At 66.2% G+C, this 18,195-nt stretch carries 16 protein-coding genes; 10 read left to right on the top strand and 6 right to left on the bottom strand.

What is annotated here, in order from left to right:
• The first annotated feature begins 88 nt into the window (after positions 1-88).
• The 5 genes from G6R19_RS03395 to G6R19_RS03415 all read left to right on the top strand — a co-directional run bounded on the left by G6R19_RS03395 (position 89) and on the right by G6R19_RS03415 (position 5,473).
• Positions 89-1,180: an ABC transporter permease gene (locus G6R19_RS03395; protein ID WP_163162277.1), complete on the top strand. Its 1,092-nt coding sequence runs from the start codon at positions 89-91 to the stop codon at positions 1,178-1,180.
• Between the two features lies 1 nt (position 1,181).
• Positions 1,182-2,195 carry an ABC transporter permease gene (locus tag G6R19_RS03400; RefSeq protein ID WP_163162279.1) on the top strand — a complete coding sequence of 338 codons (1,014 nt, stop codon included), beginning with the start codon at positions 1,182-1,184 and terminating at the stop codon, positions 2,193-2,195.
• Positions 2,192-3,904, top strand: coding sequence for an ABC transporter ATP-binding protein (locus G6R19_RS03405; RefSeq protein WP_163162281.1), 1,713 nt, complete (start codon positions 2,192-2,194; stop codon positions 3,902-3,904). Before G6R19_RS03400 ends, G6R19_RS03405 begins: the two co-directional genes overlap by 4 nt.
• A 91-nt stretch (positions 3,905-3,995) precedes the next feature.
• Complete coding sequence (locus G6R19_RS03410) at positions 3,996-4,403, top strand: chorismate mutase (RefSeq protein ID WP_163162283.1); 408 nt, start codon at positions 3,996-3,998, stop codon at positions 4,401-4,403.
• A gap of 107 nt (positions 4,404-4,510) precedes the next feature.
• Entirely contained in the window at positions 4,511-5,473 is a 963-nt protein-coding gene (locus G6R19_RS03415; RefSeq protein WP_240341758.1) for a hypothetical protein, read from the top strand.
• Between the two features lie 5 nt (positions 5,474-5,478).
• Here the strand turns inward: G6R19_RS03415 and G6R19_RS03420 are convergent, their stop codons facing one another.
• The 6 genes from G6R19_RS03420 to G6R19_RS03445 are packed head-to-tail and all read right to left on the bottom strand — an operon-like array spanning position 5,479 to position 11,832.
• Positions 5,479-6,192 carry a DUF4166 domain-containing protein gene (locus tag G6R19_RS03420; protein WP_163162287.1) on the bottom strand — a complete coding sequence of 238 codons (714 nt, stop codon included), beginning with the start codon at positions 6,190-6,192 and terminating at the stop codon, positions 5,479-5,481.
• A gap of 35 nt (positions 6,193-6,227) precedes the next feature.
• Positions 6,228-7,520 carry a DUF58 domain-containing protein gene (locus G6R19_RS03425; RefSeq protein WP_163162289.1) on the bottom strand — a complete coding sequence of 431 codons (1,293 nt, stop codon included), beginning with the start codon at positions 7,518-7,520 and terminating at the stop codon, positions 6,228-6,230.
• Positions 7,520-8,512 carry a MoxR family ATPase gene (locus G6R19_RS03430; RefSeq protein WP_163162291.1) on the bottom strand — a complete coding sequence of 331 codons (993 nt, stop codon included), beginning with the start codon at positions 8,510-8,512 and terminating at the stop codon, positions 7,520-7,522. The genes G6R19_RS03425 and G6R19_RS03430 overlap by 1 nt, the downstream gene beginning before the upstream one ends.
• Positions 8,509-9,708: a DUF4350 domain-containing protein gene (locus G6R19_RS03435; RefSeq protein ID WP_163162293.1), complete on the bottom strand. Its 1,200-nt coding sequence runs from the start codon at positions 9,706-9,708 to the stop codon at positions 8,509-8,511. Before G6R19_RS03435 ends, G6R19_RS03430 begins: the two co-directional genes overlap by 4 nt.
• Complete coding sequence (locus G6R19_RS03440) at positions 9,705-10,370, bottom strand: DUF4129 domain-containing protein (protein ID WP_163162295.1); 666 nt, start codon at positions 10,368-10,370, stop codon at positions 9,705-9,707. Before G6R19_RS03440 ends, G6R19_RS03435 begins: the two co-directional genes overlap by 4 nt.
• Positions 10,360-11,832, bottom strand: a complete 1,473-nt coding sequence (locus tag G6R19_RS03445) for a hypothetical protein (protein ID WP_240341742.1) — start codon at positions 11,830-11,832, stop codon at positions 10,360-10,362. Before G6R19_RS03445 ends, G6R19_RS03440 begins: the two co-directional genes overlap by 11 nt.
• Before the next feature lie 181 nt (positions 11,833-12,013).
• Here G6R19_RS03445 and mtrA point away from each other — a divergent pair, with 181 nt between their 5' ends.
• The 5 genes from mtrA to raiA all read left to right on the top strand — a co-directional run bounded on the left by mtrA (position 12,014) and on the right by raiA (position 18,182).
• Positions 12,014-12,688: an MtrAB system response regulator MtrA gene (gene mtrA / locus G6R19_RS03450; RefSeq protein WP_163162297.1), complete on the top strand. Its 675-nt coding sequence runs from the start codon at positions 12,014-12,016 to the stop codon at positions 12,686-12,688.
• Positions 12,689-12,824: 136 nt separating this feature from the next.
• Positions 12,825-14,576, top strand: coding sequence for an MtrAB system histidine kinase MtrB (mtrB, locus tag G6R19_RS03455; protein WP_163162898.1), 1,752 nt, complete (start codon positions 12,825-12,827; stop codon positions 14,574-14,576).
• Positions 14,573-16,291 carry an LpqB family beta-propeller domain-containing protein gene (locus G6R19_RS03460; protein ID WP_163162299.1) on the top strand — a complete coding sequence of 573 codons (1,719 nt, stop codon included), beginning with the start codon at positions 14,573-14,575 and terminating at the stop codon, positions 16,289-16,291. Before mtrB ends, G6R19_RS03460 begins: the two co-directional genes overlap by 4 nt.
• A 97-nt stretch (positions 16,292-16,388) precedes the next feature.
• On the top strand, positions 16,389-17,312 hold the full coding sequence (locus G6R19_RS03465) for a phosphoribosyltransferase family protein (RefSeq protein WP_163162301.1): 924 nt from the start codon (positions 16,389-16,391) through the stop codon (positions 17,310-17,312).
• A 144-nt stretch (positions 17,313-17,456) separates the two neighbouring features.
• Complete coding sequence (gene raiA, locus G6R19_RS03470) at positions 17,457-18,182, top strand: ribosome-associated translation inhibitor RaiA (RefSeq protein WP_163162303.1); 726 nt, start codon at positions 17,457-17,459, stop codon at positions 18,180-18,182.
• The last annotated feature ends 13 nt before the right edge of the window (positions 18,183-18,195 follow it).

The raw sequence follows: 18,195 nt of genomic DNA on the forward strand, positions 1-18,195 counted from the left end.
AGGTGCACATGTCCCGCCCCGTCTGCTGGTCACGGTTGCTGCACTCCTGCTGGAGCCGCAGCGCCGGCAACGACAACTTTAGGTACCCATGACAACACTCATTGACGCGCCCCCGAGCGACGCGGACGGCCTCCTCCCGGCCACCAAAAAATCTTCCGGCGGGGGGCTGGGCCAGTACATCCTGATCCGCTTCCTGCTGATCTTCCCCACGATCTTCATCCTGGTGACCATGGTCTTCTTCCTGATGAGGATTACCGGTGACCCTATTACTGCGGCCATGGGCGGCCGGCTGCCTGCCGACCAGCTTCAAGAGCGCATCCAGGCGGCCGGCTACGACCGGCCCCTCCTGGTCCAGTACTTCGAATACCTCGGCCAGCTGGCCACGGGCAACTTCGGCCGCACCCTCACGGACAACCGGGCCGTCGTCGAAATGCTCTCAACCTATGGCTCAGCAACACTGGAGCTGACCATCAACGCACTGCTCGTTGCCCTCCTGGTGGGCATCCCGCTCGGCATGGTCGCGGCGCACCGCCGGGACAAGGCGCCCGACGCCGTCCTCCGGGTCTTCGCCATTCTTTGCTACGCCACCCCCGTGTTCTTCGCGGGCATGCTGCTGAAACTGACCTTCTCAGTGTGGCTGGGCTGGCTGCCGGTTGCCGGCAGGGCCAAAACCTCCAGCGAACTCGCCCTGACATCCCTGGAAGCCCCCACCGGGATCTACTGGCTGGACGCGCTCCGAAGCGGAAACATGGCAGCGCTCGGCGACGTCATGGCCCATTCTGTCCTGCCCGCGGTGGCGCTGGGGCTCCTGACGGCAGGAATCTTCCTGCGCCTTGTCCGGACCAACGTCATCGGCACCTTGGGCAGGGATTACGTGGAGGCCGGCCGGTCCAGGGGAGTGAGCGAATACCGCCTGGTCACCAAGCATGCCTACAAGCCCGCCCTGATCCCGATCATCACCGTGATGGGGCTGCAGATCGCCGTGATGCTTGGCGGCGCGGTACTGACCGAAATTACGTTTGAGTGGAAGGGCCTGGGATTCCAGCTGGCCAACTACCTCACAGCACGCGACTTCGTGGCGGTCCAGGGCATCGTGGTGCTACTCGCCATCATCGTCGCCTTGACCAACTTCATCGTGGACATTATCGCCGCGCTGATCGATCCCCGCGTGAGGTACTGACATGAGCATTCCAGCCGTTCCCGTCCCGATGGAAAGTCCGCGGGCGCCCTGGTACCGGCGCCTGCCGGTCGTCTCGCATTTCAACAAAAGCGTTGGCCTCCAGCGCGGCATGCTGGTGGCAGGCCTGATCCTGACTGGCGCTTTTGTCCTGACGGCGCTCTTTGCCCCGCTGTTGGCGCCCTACGGCTTCTCCCAGTTGTCCGACGCCGACGGCAACTTCCCCACCCAGCAAGCCCCGGGCGGCAAGCACCTTTTGGGTACAACAGTGGGAGGCTACGACGTCCTGTCGCGGGTGATCTGGGGTGCACAGACCGCCATCCTGGTGATCGTCGTCGCCGTTGTTATGTCGATCGTCGTCGGCGTCGTCCTGGGCTTGGTCAGCGGATACCTGGGCGGGTGGCTCGACCGGATCCTGGTGGTCATCGCCGACGCCGTCTACGCCTTTCCGTCGCTGCTGGTGGCCATCGTGATGGCCATCGTTATCAGCGGGGGCCAGTCCAGCCTCATCGGCGGCATCTTCGCCGCCGGCACTGCCATCACGCTGGTATTCATTCCGCAGTATTTCCGCGTCATTCGGGCCGAGACTGTCAGGTTGAAGGCCGAGCCGTTCGTGGAGTCCGCAAAAGTGGTGGGAGCCTCCAACATCCGCATCATGAGCCGCCACATCTACCGCAATGCCACGCGCACCCTTCCGCTGATCTTCACCCTCAACGCGTCCGAAGCCATCCTCATCCTGGCCGGACTGGGGTTCCTTGGTTTCGGCATCGAACCCAGCTCGGCCGCCGAATGGGGCTTCGACCTCAACAAGGCGCTCGCCGACACCACCTCCGGGATCTGGTGGACCGGCATGTTCCCCGGCCTGGCCATCGTGCTGACCGTAGTGGGCCTGACCCTGGTGGGCGAGAGCATCAACGACCTGAATGATCCGCGCCTGCGCGGCCGTAAGAGCACAGGGGGCAGCTCCCCGGCGCAGGTGGACACCGCCGCCATCGCAACAGAAGTGAGGGCATCATGACCGTCAACATCGACCCGCTGTCCGGGCGGGATCCCGACGGCGACCGCCCGGTTCTTGACATCGACCACCTCCAGGTCACTTTCGCCACCGACGGCGGTCCCGTCCATGCCGTCAAGGACGTCAGCCTGGAGGTGCGAAAAGGCGAAGTGCTCGCCATCGTGGGGGAGTCCGGGTCCGGCAAGACAGTTACCGCCAGGACCATCCTGGGCCTGCTCCCGGAAACGGCCAGCAGCTCAGGTGCGGTGGTGATCAACGGGGCTGACGTGATCAGTGTCAGTGCCGCCCGCCTCCGCCAGATCCGCGGCCGCGACGTAGCCATGGTTTTCCAGGAACCCTCCACGGCGCTGAACCCCGTATTCACCGTGGGCTGGCAGATCGCCGAAGGCATCCGGGCACACACCGGCAGCGCAGGAAAGCGGGTTTCTGCCAAGGAAGCCAGGTCCCGGGCCGTTGATGCGCTGCGCAAGGTGGGCATCCCCGATCCGGAACACCGCGTCAACTACTACCCACACCAGTTCTCCGGCGGACAAAAGCAGCGGGTGGTGATCGCCGCGGCCCTGGCACTGAATCCCGGCCTGATTGTTGCCGACGAACCCACCACCGCGCTGGACGTCACGGTCCAGGCAGAGATCCTGGAACTGCTCCGGGACCTGCGGGACAAATACGGCACGTCCATTGTGCTCATCACGCACAACATGGGCGTGGTGGCGGACCTCGCCGACCGTGTGGTGGTGATGTACCAGGGGGACGTCGTCGAGGAGGCGCCCGCACGCACCCTGTTTGCGGAACCGCGGCAGGACTACACCCGGAAGCTGCTCGCTGCGGTACCGCACCTCGGGCACAACTCCGCGTCGCAAGGACTTACCGACCGGGCACACCAGGATGAGGAAGTCGTGGTGGAAGCCAACAACTTGACCATCGAGTACCCGGGCAGGCTCGGGACACCGGCATTCAAGGCCGTGGACCGGGTCAGCTTCACCCTGTCCCGGGGCGAAGTGTTCGGACTGGTGGGGGAGTCTGGTTCCGGCAAGACCACCATCGGACGGGCCATTGCGGGCCTGAACAGGACCACCGGAGGCAGCCTCCGCGTGCTGGGATACGAGATGCTGAACCTTCGGGAGCGAACCTTCAAACCGCTCCGGAAGGACATCGGCTTTGTGTTCCAGGACCCTGCCGCTTCCTTCAACCCGCAACTGACCATCGGGGACTGCATCGCCGAACCCATGGTCATTCACACGAAGCCAAGCCCGGCGCAGGCGCGCAAACGCGTCGGCGAGCTGCTCGAATCAGTCCAGCTGCCGGCGTCGTACGCAGGACGATACCCGCATGAGCTGTCCGGTGGGCAGCGCCAGCGAGCTTCCCTGGCCCGGGCCCTTAGCCTTAACCCGCGGCTGCTGATAGCTGACGAGCCGACGTCGGCCCTGGACGTTTCAGTGCAGGCCAAGGTCCTGGAGCTGTTCAAGGACATCCAGCAGGAGTTCGGCTTCGCCTGCCTCTTCATCAGCCACGACCTCGCAGTTGTGGACATCCTGTCCTCCTGGGTGGGCGTCCTCTATAAGGGCAGGCTGGTGGAGCAGGGGATCGGAAGCCAGGTGATGGGAAACCCGCAGCATGACTACACGCGGCGGCTCATCGCATCCCTTCCCGTGCCGGATCCGCAGGAACAGGCCAGGCGGCGGGAAGAAAACCGGGCACTGCTCGGGATCTGAAGCCCTGAGCCTTGGTTAAGCGCCGGTGCCGGATACCGGCACCGGCGCTTAACACCCGGTCGAAACAGGAGCCCTCCCATAGACTTGAACCATGATGCAGCACAACCTCCACGCTCCTGACTCCGATGACTACGACCCCTCCGCCAGTTCCCTGGCCGGCCAGGTGGATAACTCGGTTATGGCTGAGCTGCTGTCCATCCGCTCCAGCATCGACAACATCGATGCCACGCTGGTCTATCTCCTGGCTGAGCGCTTCAAGGCAACCCAGAAAGTCGGATTCCTCAAGGCCACCCATCGGCTGCCCGCAGGCGACCCGGGGCGTGAGGCCGCCCAAATTGCCCGGCTGCGCAGGCTGGCCGAAGACGCCCATCTGGATCCTGCCTTCGCGGAAAAGTTCCTGAATTTCATCATCGGCGAGGTCATCCGGCATCACGAAGCGATCGCCGAAGACCATGAGGCCGCCTCGGGGCAGCACCCGCAGGCATCAGCACTCGCGTGAGGACCGGAGAACGGCACGAAGCCGGGTCCGGCGCGACACGCGGGAACGAGGCACCGCCGCGGGAGGTAACGGCCACCGGGCTTGGACCCTGGCCCGGCGAAGACCCGGTGGAGGCGGCAAAGATCATCCGGGGAGAGCTGGGCAGCCCCCATCTTCCATTCCTTGCCGAACTGCCGGACCGGGGCGTGGGGTCGGATGCCCTGGGCCGCACCGCTTGCCTCCTTGAAGAGTTGGCCGTGGACGTCCAGCCCTATGGTTGGCGGCTCGTGGACCGTCCCGGCAAGGACTTCCGCCGCGCTGCCTCGGCCCTTGCCACTGACATCAACGTCCTGGCGGATGTGGCCGGTGCCGAGGAGAAGCCTGCTGCGGAGGTCAAGGTCCAGTTAGTAGGTCCGCTAAGCCTTGCGGCCGGCCTCCACCTGCACAACGGCGAGCGCGCCCTCATCGACTACGGCGCCCGGCGGGACCTCGCAGCTTCCCTGGCTGCCGGTGTCGGCGCTTATCTTTCCCGGGTCTCGGCCGCTGCTCCCGGTGCGCGGCTGGTAGTGCAGATGGATGAGCCCGACGTCACAGCCGTCCTGGCTGGCACCATTCCCACCTCCAGCGGTTACCGCACGCTGCGTGCGGTTGCGGCCTCCGAGGCGCGGGAGTCCTGGCGTATTGTCCTGGACGCTTTGCGGGCCGCCGGCGCCGCCGAGATCGTTATCGCCGTTCCCGAAATTGAAGCGCCTTTCGAACAGATCCTCGCGGCCGGAGCCGACGGCATCGCTGTTCCACTGAAGGCGCTGACTGCCCGGCAATGGGAGCAGCTGGCCGGGGCCGTGGAAGCGGATAAACGCCTGTGGATCGGGGCGTTGGACGTAGCGGGGAACTCCCTGCCCAGGGTGGCTGACAGCGTCGAGGCGGTATGGCGCCCGTGGCGGCAGCTCGGCCTGCCCGCGACTGCCCTCAGCACTGTACGCGTCACGCCCTCTGCAGGACTTGCCGGCCGCAGCCCGGCTGAGGCTACGGCCGTCCTGGGCCGGATCACGCAGCTCGCCGATGGGCTGAACCAGCTGGCACAGGGCTAGGAGCCTCAGACCCGGTTTTCCCAGCGGTCCGGCTGCGCGTACCGCGGCAGGAAGCTCTGGGCGGCGCTCCGGCCAGTGTATGCACGCAGCCTGTAGTCGAAACTACCGGCATAGACCAGCACCAGGCCGATCTGGGGCTGAATCACCTTGACCTGGATGTGGTGCTTCCCCTTTCCGCCTTCAGCCGGGTCCCACCACTGTTCAGCGTAGGCTTTGGCGTCCAGGGCGGCAGGAAGGGGGATGCGGAGGGGGCCAAGAAAAAGCCTCGAAGCTTCGGAAACGCCGCGGAGCCGTCCCTGCGCTGTCACGCTCAGGTTCAGGTCCGTCACCAGCCGCCGGTACCTCCCCACGTAGTCAACCAGCCGGGACGCCCCGTTGTGGCGGGCCACACTGGTGGTGTCCTGGAAGATGCGGGTACGCCCCGGAAAGCGGATTTCCCGCCGCGCCGTAAGGCTGGAACGGCCAAAAGGATCCTGGTGCGCGTGGTTTTCGATCCGGAACGGAATGTTCTCCCCGTACTCCGGAAAAAACGCTTCCTCCCCGCCGGCCAGCCGCAGCAGCGGACGCAGCCAGTCCTGGCGGCAGCCCACGACGTCGAACGTGCCCTCGCCCACGCCGTACTGGCCGCTGCCCGGCACCAGGGCAAAGTACTCCTGCAGTTCGGGCTGCAGCCGGCTGAAGTCCGAACCCAGGGCCTGCTGGTAGATCGGTAAGTTCATTGGGACCTCCTCGGGCACGGACAGCGATAGGGACTTCACAATCTACCTGCAGCCTTGAGCCTGATGTACATATCCGCCAGCTGTGGCGGGAGCTCCTGCGGCTCGGCGTCCACAACTTCCACGCCATGGTGCCGGAGTTCGGCGGTGACCGCTGCGCGCTGCAAAAGCGCGCGTTCGGCGGCGGCGGCGCGGAAGACACCGGCGGCGCTGTCACGTTCCCGCAGCATCATCCCGAGCTGGGGGTCCCGGACGGCCGCCACCACCACCACGTGCTGGCGGGCCAGTTGGACCGCAGTGGGGATGAGGCCCTCCTCGGGCGCGCCGCCCTCCAGGGAGGTCAGCAGCACCACCAGGGACCGGTGGGCGGACACGGCGCGGACCTGCCCCGGGATCGCCGACCAGTCCAGTTCGATGAGTTCGGCTTCCAGTGGGGCCATCGCCTGGACCAGCTGGCCCAGGAGATTACCCTGCCCGGCCGATCCCGCCCTGGCCCGCGTCCGGCGGTCAAAGGCCAGGAAGTCCACCCGGTCTCCGCCCCTTTCCGCAAGGACTCCCAGCAGGAGGGCCGCTTCCATTCCGGTATCCAGGCGGGGCTCGTCGTCGATCCTTGCTGCCGAGGTCCTGGACGTGTCCAGAACCATCACGACGCGCCGGTCGCGCTCCGGCCGCCAGGTGCGCACCACTACGGCAGACCGGCGGGCCGTAGCCCGCCAGTCAATGGACCGGACGTCGTCGCCGCGGACGTAGTCACGCAGCGAATCAAACTCGGTGCCGGCACCCCTGATCTGGACGGCGGCCTTGCCGTCGAGCTCGCGGAGCTTACGCAGTTTGGACGGCAGGTGCCGCCGGGAATGAAAAGGAGGCAGGACCCGCAGTACCCCGGGGCAGTCGACGGTCCGCTGACGGGCTGCCAGCAGCAACGGACCGTAGGAGCGGACGGTGACGTGGGGGGCCTTGAGGTCTCCGCGCCTGGCAGGCTGCAGCCGCACACTGGTCCGCCGGCCTTCGCCAGCCGGCACGTTGATGTCCTGGACAGGATTTTGTGCGCCGGCGGAGGGCTGCCACGCATCACGGACGGTCCCGCGCAACCGGCGCCGTCCATCGTTCCGGACGGTAAGCACAGAGTTCGCGGTTCCATGCAGCGTCACGTTGCCGGGCTCCCGGCGCACCACCCGGACGCGGCGCAGCGAGCCGGCCAGGACAAGGTCCACGGCTGCCAGGGCCAGCAGGCAGCCGGCCACGAGGAAGACCGTGCCCCATCCGGGCACCAGCAGGACCGGCACCAGGCCCAGCAGCACCAGCACCACAAAACGCCCGGAAATGGCCATTAGCGCGGAACAGGTACGGAAGCGAGGATGCTGGCGAGGACATCGTCCACCCGCACCCCGTCCATCTGCGCTTCAGGCTGGAGAGTCACCCGGTGCCGCAGGCAGGGCAGGGCCAGCGCCTTGACGTCATCGGGTGTGACGAAACCCCGTCCCGACAGCCAGGCCCAGGACCGCGATGTGTTCAGCAATGCCGTGGCGCCGCGGGGCGAGACGCCCAACTGGAAGGATGGTGCCGACCGCGTGGCCCGGGCCAGGTCCACGATGTAGCCAATAATCTCGGGCTCGACGGCAACGGTGGCCACCGCCTCCCGGGCCCGCTCAAGGTCCGCCGCACCTGCCACCGGCCGGACGCCAGCGGCTGCAAGGTCACGCGGATCGAAACCGGCGGCGTGGCGGCGGATCACTTCCATCTCGTCCCGGCGCTCGGGCAAGGGCATGGTGAGCTTCAGCAGGAAGCGGTCCAGCTGTGCCTCGGGGAGTGGATAAGTGCCCTCGTACTCCACCGGGTTTTGGGTGGCGGCAACAAGGAATGGTGAGGGCAGCGGCCGCGATACGCCGTCCACCGAGACCTGCCGCTCCTCCATGGCCTCGAGCAGCGACGCCTGGGTCTTGGGCGGGGTCCGGTTGATTTCGTCGGCGAGCAGGAGGTTAGTGAACACGGGCCCCTCCCGGAACGAGAACTCGGAGCTGTGGGAGTCGTACACCAGGGAACCGGTGACGTCACCCGGCATCAGGTCCGGGGTGAACTGCACCCGTTTGGTGTCAAGGCTCAGGGCCGCGGACAACGCCCGCACCAACAGGGTCTTGGCCACGCCCGGCACACCTTCCAGCAGCACATGCCCCTGTGACAGCAGGGCAATCAGCAGCCCCGTGACGGTGGCGTCCTGCCCCACCACGGCCTTCGCCACCTCATGGCGCACGTCCAGCAGCGCCTGACGGGCGGCATCATGGGTATTGTCAAGGACCCGGGGGCCGCTGCCTTGTTCGCTCATCGGCTACTGACCTCTTTCTCTAGGGTGTCCAGTTCCTGCGACCAGGCCATAAGCCGTGCCTCGCTGCGGGGACGTTCGTTGAGCAGTTGTTTGATCTCCTGGGAGGGCCGGTCCAGGAACCGCGCCGTGGCTTCCGCAGTGTCGTCCGCGGTGGCACCCGGCCCCAGCCGAAGCTTCCGGGCCAGCCGCACCAGCGTCCCGGCCCGCAGGTTGTCCCGTGCCTGGCCGATCGCATGCGAGTCATGGTAGAGCCGGGCCCTTCCCTCTGCCGTCTCCACAGCCTTGACCACCACGGGCAGCGGCTCGAAAACCAGCGGCCCGTGGCGCCGGCCCCGCCAAAGGATGGCCGCCAGGGCCACCAGGGCGAGCCAGAGGCCAAGGAAACGGGCCCAGTCCGGTGCCAGCTCATCGAGCGTCTGCGGCGAACCGGACGCCTCCAGGTCAGCCACGGACGGCAGGTACCAGACCAGGTCCGCTGAACGGCCAAGGGTCCGGATCGCGAGGGCGGCGTTGCCCAGTTCGTCGAGCCGTTCGTTGCTGAGGATGGCCGTGCTGCCCAGGACCGAGAGGTGCCCGTCGCCGCTTACGGTCAGCAGACCGGCGGCGGAGCCCGTGGGCCGGTAGCAGGACGTCCCGCCGTCGTACACGAAGCCGGCCTCGCCGGAGACGGCACCGGCGGCTTCCGCATCCGGGAGCGCGCAGCCGGGCTCGAGGACTGTTGATGCCTCCGGCACCACACCGGCCTGGCTGATCCCGCTGTCCAGCGCGGCGAGCGTCTGCAGCCGGGGCGATACAACCACCACGGTCTTCGCGGCGCCGGACAGTTCACGCAGCCGGGAGTCATCCAGGAACCCGTCCCGGTCGTACAGCAGGAGCGTGGGGGAGTCGCCGGCGGCAAGGGCGGCCATCGCGTCTTCGAACGTGGCGGCGTCCCGGACGTCAACCCCGTGGCGGCCCAATATTTGGGTGACAGCCCGTGCCCCCTCTGGTCCCGGGTTATGGACGGATAAGGCAACGCCGTCGCCCTTGGGGGCGAGCTGTCCCCAGATGACCAGCCCCAAGGCCACGGCCACGACTGCTGCCACGGCAGCAAGGGCGCGGTGCCGGCGGAGCCACCGAAGCGGATTCCTGCCGGCAACCCCGGTTTCGGCGCTGTGGCGCTCCGTGTCCGCAGCGTCGGAAACCACTCCGGTCATGGCAGCGCCGCCCGATCCTGCTGCTGGGCGTCATTTTGCTGGTCCACGTTCTTGGCAGGCTTCATCGACTCGAGATGTTGGTCCAGGCCGGCAATCGCCCGGTAGTCAGAGCTGCCCGCCGTCCAGTTTCCGTAGCGCACTGCGTCGAAAGTCCTGGCGGCCTGGTGGAGGCGTGCCGCTTCAACCGGGAACGGAACGGACAGGACGAGGACCACTTCGTCAGCGGTCCGGCCCGGCTGCGGATCAACGACCGTACGGTCTTCCGCGGAACGGACCAGCGCGCGGAACCGGTCGACGACGGCGTCCCCCCACTTGCCTGCTGCGGCCGAGGCTTCCGCGCGCAGCCGGTAGTCGGAAGCTGTCAGTTCAGTGTCCGGCTCGAAGACTTCCTTGCGTTGCCGGGTCTTCGGGTTCAGGCGGGGCCGGGCCAGGATCACGGCGACGGCGATGACTACCGCGATGACGATTCCGATGACCGGGCTCGGCACCGGGCCCGCTTCGCCGGCAGGCCCGTCCAGGGACAGCAGCCAGTCCAGGAAACTTCGCCACAGCGAGTCCAGCCAACCCGGTTCGGCGTCCCGGTATTCGGATTTAGCGAGTTCCTCAGTTGCCCACCGCCGGGCTTCCTCAGCCCCCGGGAGCACAGGAGGTTCAGCGGACATTCGGCCAGGCTCCGCCGGGGCTTGTCCCGGGACGAGGGCCCGGCCCCGATGCAGTCATCCCGCGTCCGGGGATTCCTTCCGGATCGGCGCCGGTTTCCAGCAGGCGGAGCAGCGCGATGTCCAGCCCGTCCTTCCGCATCCGAAGATCCATGTAGAGCAACGCCATCACCGACGTTTGGAAGGCATAGCCCACTGCGCCGATCAGTGCACCCAGGACGGCAGTGGCCGCGCCGACTGCAACGGCGATGGTGACCTCCTGCTCAGTGCCGCCGTGCGGCGAGATGAAACCGCCAAGGAAGGTGGGCAGCAGGCTCACCGGGATCGCCACCACCTGCCCGATGATGCCCACCATGATGCTCACCACCAAGGTGATCCCGAAGATGCGCCACCAGTTGGCGCGGGTGAGTGCCCAGGAGCGGCGCAGGCCATCAAGGGCGCTAAGTTCTTCAATGACGACGGTGGCAGGGGCCACCATCAGCTTGATATAGATCCACACAAACACGGCAATAAAAGCCGGCACCAGGGGAATGAGCAGCAGGGCTCCCGTGCCTTCCAGGCCGGCGACCAGCCCCACGGCGACCGCTGCAGTGACCAGAAACCCGAGCAGGCCCGCCACCATCATCAGCGCGGCCAGGCGGATCAGCGTCCAGGTCCGCGAACGTGCCAGGCCCCACATCTGCCGGAAGCCGGTAGGGCGGTTGAGGATGGACCTCGCTACGGGCACCACCATTGCGCCCTGGAGCACGGCCGAGATAAAAAGCGTCAGGACACCTACCAGCAGGATGGTGGCCAGAAAGCCCAGGCCGAGGGAGGCAAGGTCGGCAGGACTGGCGCTCTCCGCCCAGGTTTCAAAGGAGACCAGGGAGGTGGCCGTCACGGCCGTGATCACGGCGGCGAGGATGGCTGCGAGCGATTGCGCGAGGACGGCGGCGCCCAGCATGGCTTTTGCGTTGCGCCGGATCGTCTGGAAGGAGCCGTCCAGGATCTCACCGAACATCAGGGGGCGCAGCGGAACAATGCCGGGTTTGGGCGGGGCCACGTAACGGGGCTGGCCGTAGGGTTGCTGGCCGTAACCCGGGTACTGGTACGGGGATTGCGGTGCGCCCCACTGCTGCTGCCCCGGCCCGGGTCCCCAAACAGGCTGGCCGCCCCATTCAGGCTGTTTGTTCCACTCGGGCTGTATGTTCCACTCGGGCTGGCCGCCTGATTCAGGCTGTTTGCCCCACGCGGGCGCCGCACCCCAGCCCGCCTGGCCATAAGTGGGAGGCGCGGGCTGCACATTTGCGCCGAAGCCCGCTACGCCGTCGTCGCTGCCTCGGCTGCCGGCGCCCGGGCCGCCGTCAGCGCCGGGGCCTTGGGCGCCGCCGTCGTTAGCGCCAGGGCCTTGGTTGCTGGCGCCACCGCCTTTGGCGGACCGGTCCCAGCCCTGGGGCTGTTGCGCGCCCGGATCCTCTTGTGACACCCTTGTTCCTTCCCCCGTAGCTGTGCACCGGCTGTCGGTGCCCGGGCCGCAGCAAACGGTGGGCACCGGGAACGTCCGGCTTCGTCCCAGCCTATAGTTCCGCAGGCGGGCCACCTAGCGTTCCGCCATGCCGCAGCGCCCTGAACAGGACAAAGCCTGCCTGATAAGGGAATATATAACTATGAAGGCACGCATTCTGGTGGTAGACGATGACGAAGCGCTGGCCGAAATGATCGGAATTGTTCTTCGCAATGACGGCTTCGAGCCGGTCTTCTGCGCCGACGGCGCCAAGGCGCTTGACGTATTCCGTTCATCCCGGCCGGACCTTGTCCTGTTGGACCTTATGCTTCCCGGCGTGGACGGCATTGAGGTCTGTCGGCAGATCCGTGCCGAGTCTGACGTGCCCATCGTGATGCTCACTGCCAAGGCCGACACCTCCGACGTCGTCCGCGGCCTGGAGTCCGGCGCCGATGACTACGTGCCCAAGCCGTTCAAGCCGGCCGAGCTCGTGGCCCGTGTCCGCGCCCGGCTTCGGCCCGGTGACCAGAAGGCGCCGGAAACCCTGAAGATTGCGGACATCACCATCGACGTCGCGGGGCACACCGTGAGCAGGGGCAATGAGCGGATCTCCCTCACGCCGCTGGAGTTCGATCTCCTGGTTGCCCTTGCCCGCAAGCCGTGGCAGGTGTTTACCCGCGAACTGCTGCTCGAGCAGGTCTGGGGGTACCGCCACGCCGCCGACACGCGGCTGGTCAATGTCCATGTCCAGCGCCTCCGGTCAAAAATCGAGCAGGACCCGGAAGCCCCGGAAGTTGTATTAACGGTGCGTGGTGTCGGCTACAAAGCAGGGGCCTGACCCCGCAGTTCCCAAGGGGGGACCTGCCAACGCGCCCGCCGCGGGAGATTCTCCCGAATCCCACGTCGGGCCTGACCGGCCTGAGCCCCGCAAGGCCCCGGAGCATACCGATGCCGTAACAGCCGGCTTCCAGAGGCTGTCCTTCCGCGCCCGGATCTGGCGGCGGCGCACCCTGATCGTCACCCTGCGCGTTGCCCGGCTGGTTCGAACCGGGTTCCGGCGGTTCCTGCCGGCGCTCCGGTATATAGGGCGTGCCCTGCACCGGCGGTGGCGCCGGTCCCTGCAGTTCCGTACCGTCCTCACCACCCTGATGCTCGCGGTCACCTCGTTTGCGGTGGTTGGCGCGTACCTGTCCAACCAGATCGCCAACAACCTGTTCCAGGAGCGGCTGACCCAGGCCGAGTCGGAGACCCGCTACAACGTCAAGCAGGTCCAGGACACCTTCGACGGCGCCCAGGTCACCGACCAGTCCAGCGTGATCACCCTGGTGTACGACACCCTCAACGCGGTGGAGGGCCGGGGCTCGGTGATCCAGCGGAGGTATGTCTTCGAGGCCGTGCCGGAACAGACCAAACCCCGCAACCGGTGGGTGGAGTCACGGGCTTCGGACCAGCTGACAGTCAGCGTTATCCCGCCTGAGCTGCGTAAGGCCGTGCAGGAGTCGGGCAAGGACCAGTACTGGGCGTCCACCGTGATCCCGGTTGGCACTGAGGACCGTCCCGGCATTGCCGTGGGCAACAAGGTGACCTTCAATGGCACCGTTTATGAGCTGTACCTTATTTACGATCTGAACACCGCGCAGCAGACCCTCGACGAGATCCAAAGCGTGCTGTGGGCGGGCGGCGCCGTGCTGGTCCTGATGATCGGTGCCATTGCCTGGTACGTCACCCGCAACGTCGTCAGCCCGGTCAGCCACGCGGCGATGGTGTCCGAAAAGCTGGCGGCCGGCCAGTTGCAGGAGCGGATGGTGGTCCGGGGCGAGGACGAGGTTGCCCGCCTTGGCGCCTCCTTCAACCACATGGCAGCAAGCCTCCAGGAGCAGATCACGCAACTGGCCACGCTGTCCCAGATGCAGCAGCGCTTCGTGTCCGACGTCTCCCACGAACTGCGGACACCGTTGACCACCGTCCGGATGGCAGCGGAAGTGCTGTACGACGCGCGGGAAGAATTCGATCCCATCAACAAGCGCTCTGCCGAGCTCCTGTACAACCAGGTGGAGCGTTTCCAGTCCCTCCTGTCGGACCTGCTGGAGATCTCTCGCTTCGACGCCGGCGTGGCCGTGCTGGACGCTGAGCCGGAGGACATCCTGCAGGTGGTGGCCCACGTCATTGAAGGGGCGGCGCCGGTAGCAGCCGAGTACGGCTCCGAAATCATCCTCAGCGCCCCCGGCGGCGCCATCATTGCGGAAATGGATGCCCGCAGGATCGACAGGATCCTTCGGAACCTCATCCTCAACGCCGTGGAACACGGCGAAGGAAAGCCGGTAAGGGTCACCGTGGCAGCCAGCGGGACCGCCGTCGGGATAGCAGTCCGTGACCACGGCATTGGCATGGCACCGGCGGAAGCCGCCCGCGTCTTTGACAGGTTCTGGCGGGCAGACCCTGCCCGTGCCCGCACCACCGGGGGCAGCGGCCTTGGCCTGTCCATAGCGATGGAGGACACCAAACTCCACAACGGCTGGCTCCAGGCGTGGGGGAAGAAGGGCCACGGGGCAAACTTCCGGCTGACACTGCCTCTGCGTCAAGGTGAGGAGATCGACAAGTCGCCGGTTCAGCTGGAACCCAGTGACATCACGCTCCCTGATGAGGCGGACAACAAAAACATGCTCGTGCTGGAAGCCGGCGGAGCGCCGTTTGTTCCGGCGTCCACGTCGAAGGAGACCACATGACGGGCTACACCCCAGGCCGGGCAAAACCCGTGGCTCTACTGCTGGTCCTGCTGGCCGTCCTGCTGGCTGGCTGCGCCCGCATTCCCACGTCCGGACCGGTGGGCAAAAGCAGTGAGGGAAGCGCCGGCAACCTCAGCGCACCCGTGTTCCTGCCGGCGGCGCCGCAGGACGGCGCTACGCCCGAAACGATCATCGACTACTTCTACCGGGCGGGCAGCGGCTATGAGGACGACTACGCGGTGGCACGCCAGTATCTGACCCAGGCCTCATCTGTCTCCTGGAAGCCGGACCAGCGTGCCCTTGTTTACCGTGAAGCACGGGTTGTGCCGGGCGAGGCTGAGAATGTTTACAACTATGAGCTCGACGTCGCCTACACAGTCGACGCCGATGGCATAGCCACCCAGTCACCAGAGGGAACCGTTGAGAAAATCCCGGTGACGGTTACCCAAGTGGATGGGGAATGGCGGATTTCCGCCCTTCCGGATGGCACAGCCATCGCCGAAGAAACCTTCAAGGTCATCTACGGCGCATACCCCATCTACTTCTATGACCCCAGCTTCACGTACGCAGTGCCTGATGTGCGCTGGTTCATCAAGAACAAGACCGTCAAGGCGATGACCAGTGCGCTGCTGGCCGGGCCTGCCCCGTACCTGCGCGGTGCCGTGGCGAGTGCCTTCCCCTCGGGCATCAAGCTGGCCCGGGAATCGGTGCCGGTTGTCTCAGGCGCGGCTCAGGTGGACCTGACAGCCAAGGAACTCACTGAAACCTCGCCCGAAGATCGACTGCGGATGCAGATGCAGCTGACCCTGACCTTCCGCAGCCAGCCGGATGTGGTCAACGTCGAGCTGCGCGCGAACCAGGACCTGGTTCGCGTCGAGGACAACGGCTCGGTCCTCCCGCCGGTGCTGGACAAAAGCGTGCCCTCACGCCAGATTGCCGTCAGCGGCAATGATCTGGTGCGCTACGAAAACAACAGGGTGTCACCGCTGCCGGATATGCAGCCGGTATCTTCCCTCAACCCGCGGTTTCCCGCAGAGTCCCCGGTGTCGCAGACCGCGGCCTTCCTTAATGACAGCCGCACCACCCTCTACAGCATCAATCCCGGCCAGCCGGCGAGGGCACTGACTACACGGAGCACACTGACCCGGCCGTCCTTTGGCCTGAATGAATGGGTGTGGTCGGCAGGGCCGGGAGCTTCGGGGGGAACCGAAGTTGTTGCGTACCGCCCCACCGGCGTGGCCGAGGGAGCCAACGTACCGTCGGTAACCCTGGCGCCCGCCTGGCTGGCGGGTCGAACCGTCAAGGACTTCCGGATCTCGCGGGAAGGAGTCCGTGCGCTGGTGATCTCCGAACAAAACGGGAAGACCCGAGTGCAGGTAACCGGCATTATCCGCGGCGCGGACGGAACACCGCGGGAGCTGACGCCGCCGGTTTCCCTGGCCACCAACAGCGAACCGGACCAGGGCGTCTGGGTCAATGACACCACCGTTGCCGTGATGAAGGGTGCCGCCGCGTCGAACGTCACGCCTGAGCTGCTCTCCCTCACGTCGGGGCAGCCGCAACAACTGGCCCCGTGGCCCGGCCTGGTGGCACTCAGCGCCGGAAACGGGGCTGAGGAAATCTACGCGCAGTCCGCCGAAGGCGTCTTCCAGCGGCTCGGAAATGGCTGGTCCCCCCAGATCAAGGGACCCATCGAGCCGTCGTTCCCCGGCTGATGCCGTTGCCCCGGGCTGCTGTTGCCTCCGGCGGGCGTTGTCCACATAGGCGGGGAGCGTCCTGTCCTCGGAGTACGTGCGGACGCATCCTTATGCGGTGAGCAACAAACGCACTACTGAGGCCGGGGCGGGGAGGAGGGTTCGGCTGGACCCGGACCTTGTACCCGCACCCCAACGGTCCGCCAGCCACCGCTCCCAATATCAGAGTGCACTCCTGCGCCTGCTGGACCAGGCAGCGGGGGCTGCGGCCGACCTCCTTGCGCTTGCTGTTCCGGTGGACTGCGTCTGCTGCGGAGCTGAGGACCGGGCCCTCTGCGGTCAGTGCGACCGCCGTATCCGGCGCCTCACGTGCAACCCCTTCCGTGCCGAAAGCGGAGCGCCTGCCCTGATGGATGTTGGCGGGAGGGTGCTGCTGCCCGTGGTGGCTGCCGGTGTCTACCGGGAGGAGCTCGCCCAGGCACTGTTGTCCTTCAAACGCCACGGCCAGTATCAGCTCAGGAGCAGTCTGGGGCGGGCGCTCGCCGGTGCTGTCCGTTCGGCATCACCCGGAACGGAGGTGAGCTGCCTTGTCCCGGTGCCGAGCAGTAACGCGGCCTTCCTAAAACGCGGCTTCAGCCCCGTCCACCTGCTCCTGCAGGAGGTGTCACGCCAAGTGCCGGGGCTCGCGGTGCAGGACGTGCTGGGAAAGACCGGATCGGGCAGCCTGCAACTGCCAGGCGGGCAAAAAGGCCTCGATCGTGGCGGCCGCGCAAAGCGCGTACGGGGCTCCATGCAGGTCCGCCCACGTGGCCGGAACCAGGTAGCCGGGCAGCGCTGTATCATCGTCGACGACGTCCTCACTACAGGCGCGACACTCGCGGAAGCAGCCCGGGCGCTGCACGTGTCCGGTGCAGTAGTGACCGGCGCAATCGTGCTGGCTGCGACACGCCCGCCCGACTCTTCAGGCTCCGGCGCCGCATCCCCTGAAGGCCGCGGAAGGGAGCATGACTTAGAAAAAAATAAACCAGGAAAGGATGAATAAAGGATGGCTATGAACTAACGTCGGTGGTGGGTACCAAGAACAGAATGTACCTGTCGATGGCGGCTCGGAGAGGGGCTTGACTGTCAAACAGATCGGCCCAGGGAAGTGCTGCCGTCGTGTCACCGAAGTCATTTGGAGGGCACCATGGAGTTTATGATCAGCGGACGAAATCTGACAGTTTCAGACCGGTTCCGCGAATATGCCGGGGAGAAGATCTCAAAGATCGAGTCGCTGGGGGACAAAGTCCAGCGGGTTGATGCGAAGGTTTCCAAGGAGACCAGTTCCCGGCAGACCGGCGACCAGCTGACCGTTGAGGTGACAGTTCTGGGCAGGGGACCGGTGATCCGTGCCGAAGCAAGCGCCGCTGACAAGTTTGCGGCATTCGACCTCGCATACAACAAGCTGCTTGAGCGGCTCCGCCGGGCCAAGGACCGCAAGAAGGTCCATCACGGACGGCACACACCCAAGGCTGTCCGCGAAGCAACTGCCACCCTGGAGCCCGCCAGCGCCCACGAACCGATCTACGTCGAGGCGAGCCACCGGAACGAAACCGCGCCGGCCCCCGCAGAGAAGTCTCCCTATGATGTCGACAACGACATCCCCGCCGGCGATTCCCCGGTCCTGATCCGGCGCAAGGTCTTCCCGGCCGCCTCGCTTTCCCTCGACGACGCCGTGGACAACATGGAACTCGTCGGGCATGACTTCTACCTTTTCGTGGACAAGGCTACGAATACGCCGTCCGTCGTGTACCGGCGCCGGGGCTGGACCTATGGGGTCATCACCCTGGACCACGAATGCGAACCTGGTGACACCGTGGTTGAAGAAAAAATCATTGCGTACCGTTCGGACGATGCAGCAGCAAACGCCTAGGGTGGTGAACACC

The organism is Arthrobacter sp. Alg241-R88 (assembly GCF_900537115.1).
In the GTDB taxonomy this organism is placed as follows: Bacteria; Actinomycetota; Actinomycetes; order Actinomycetales; family Micrococcaceae; genus Arthrobacter.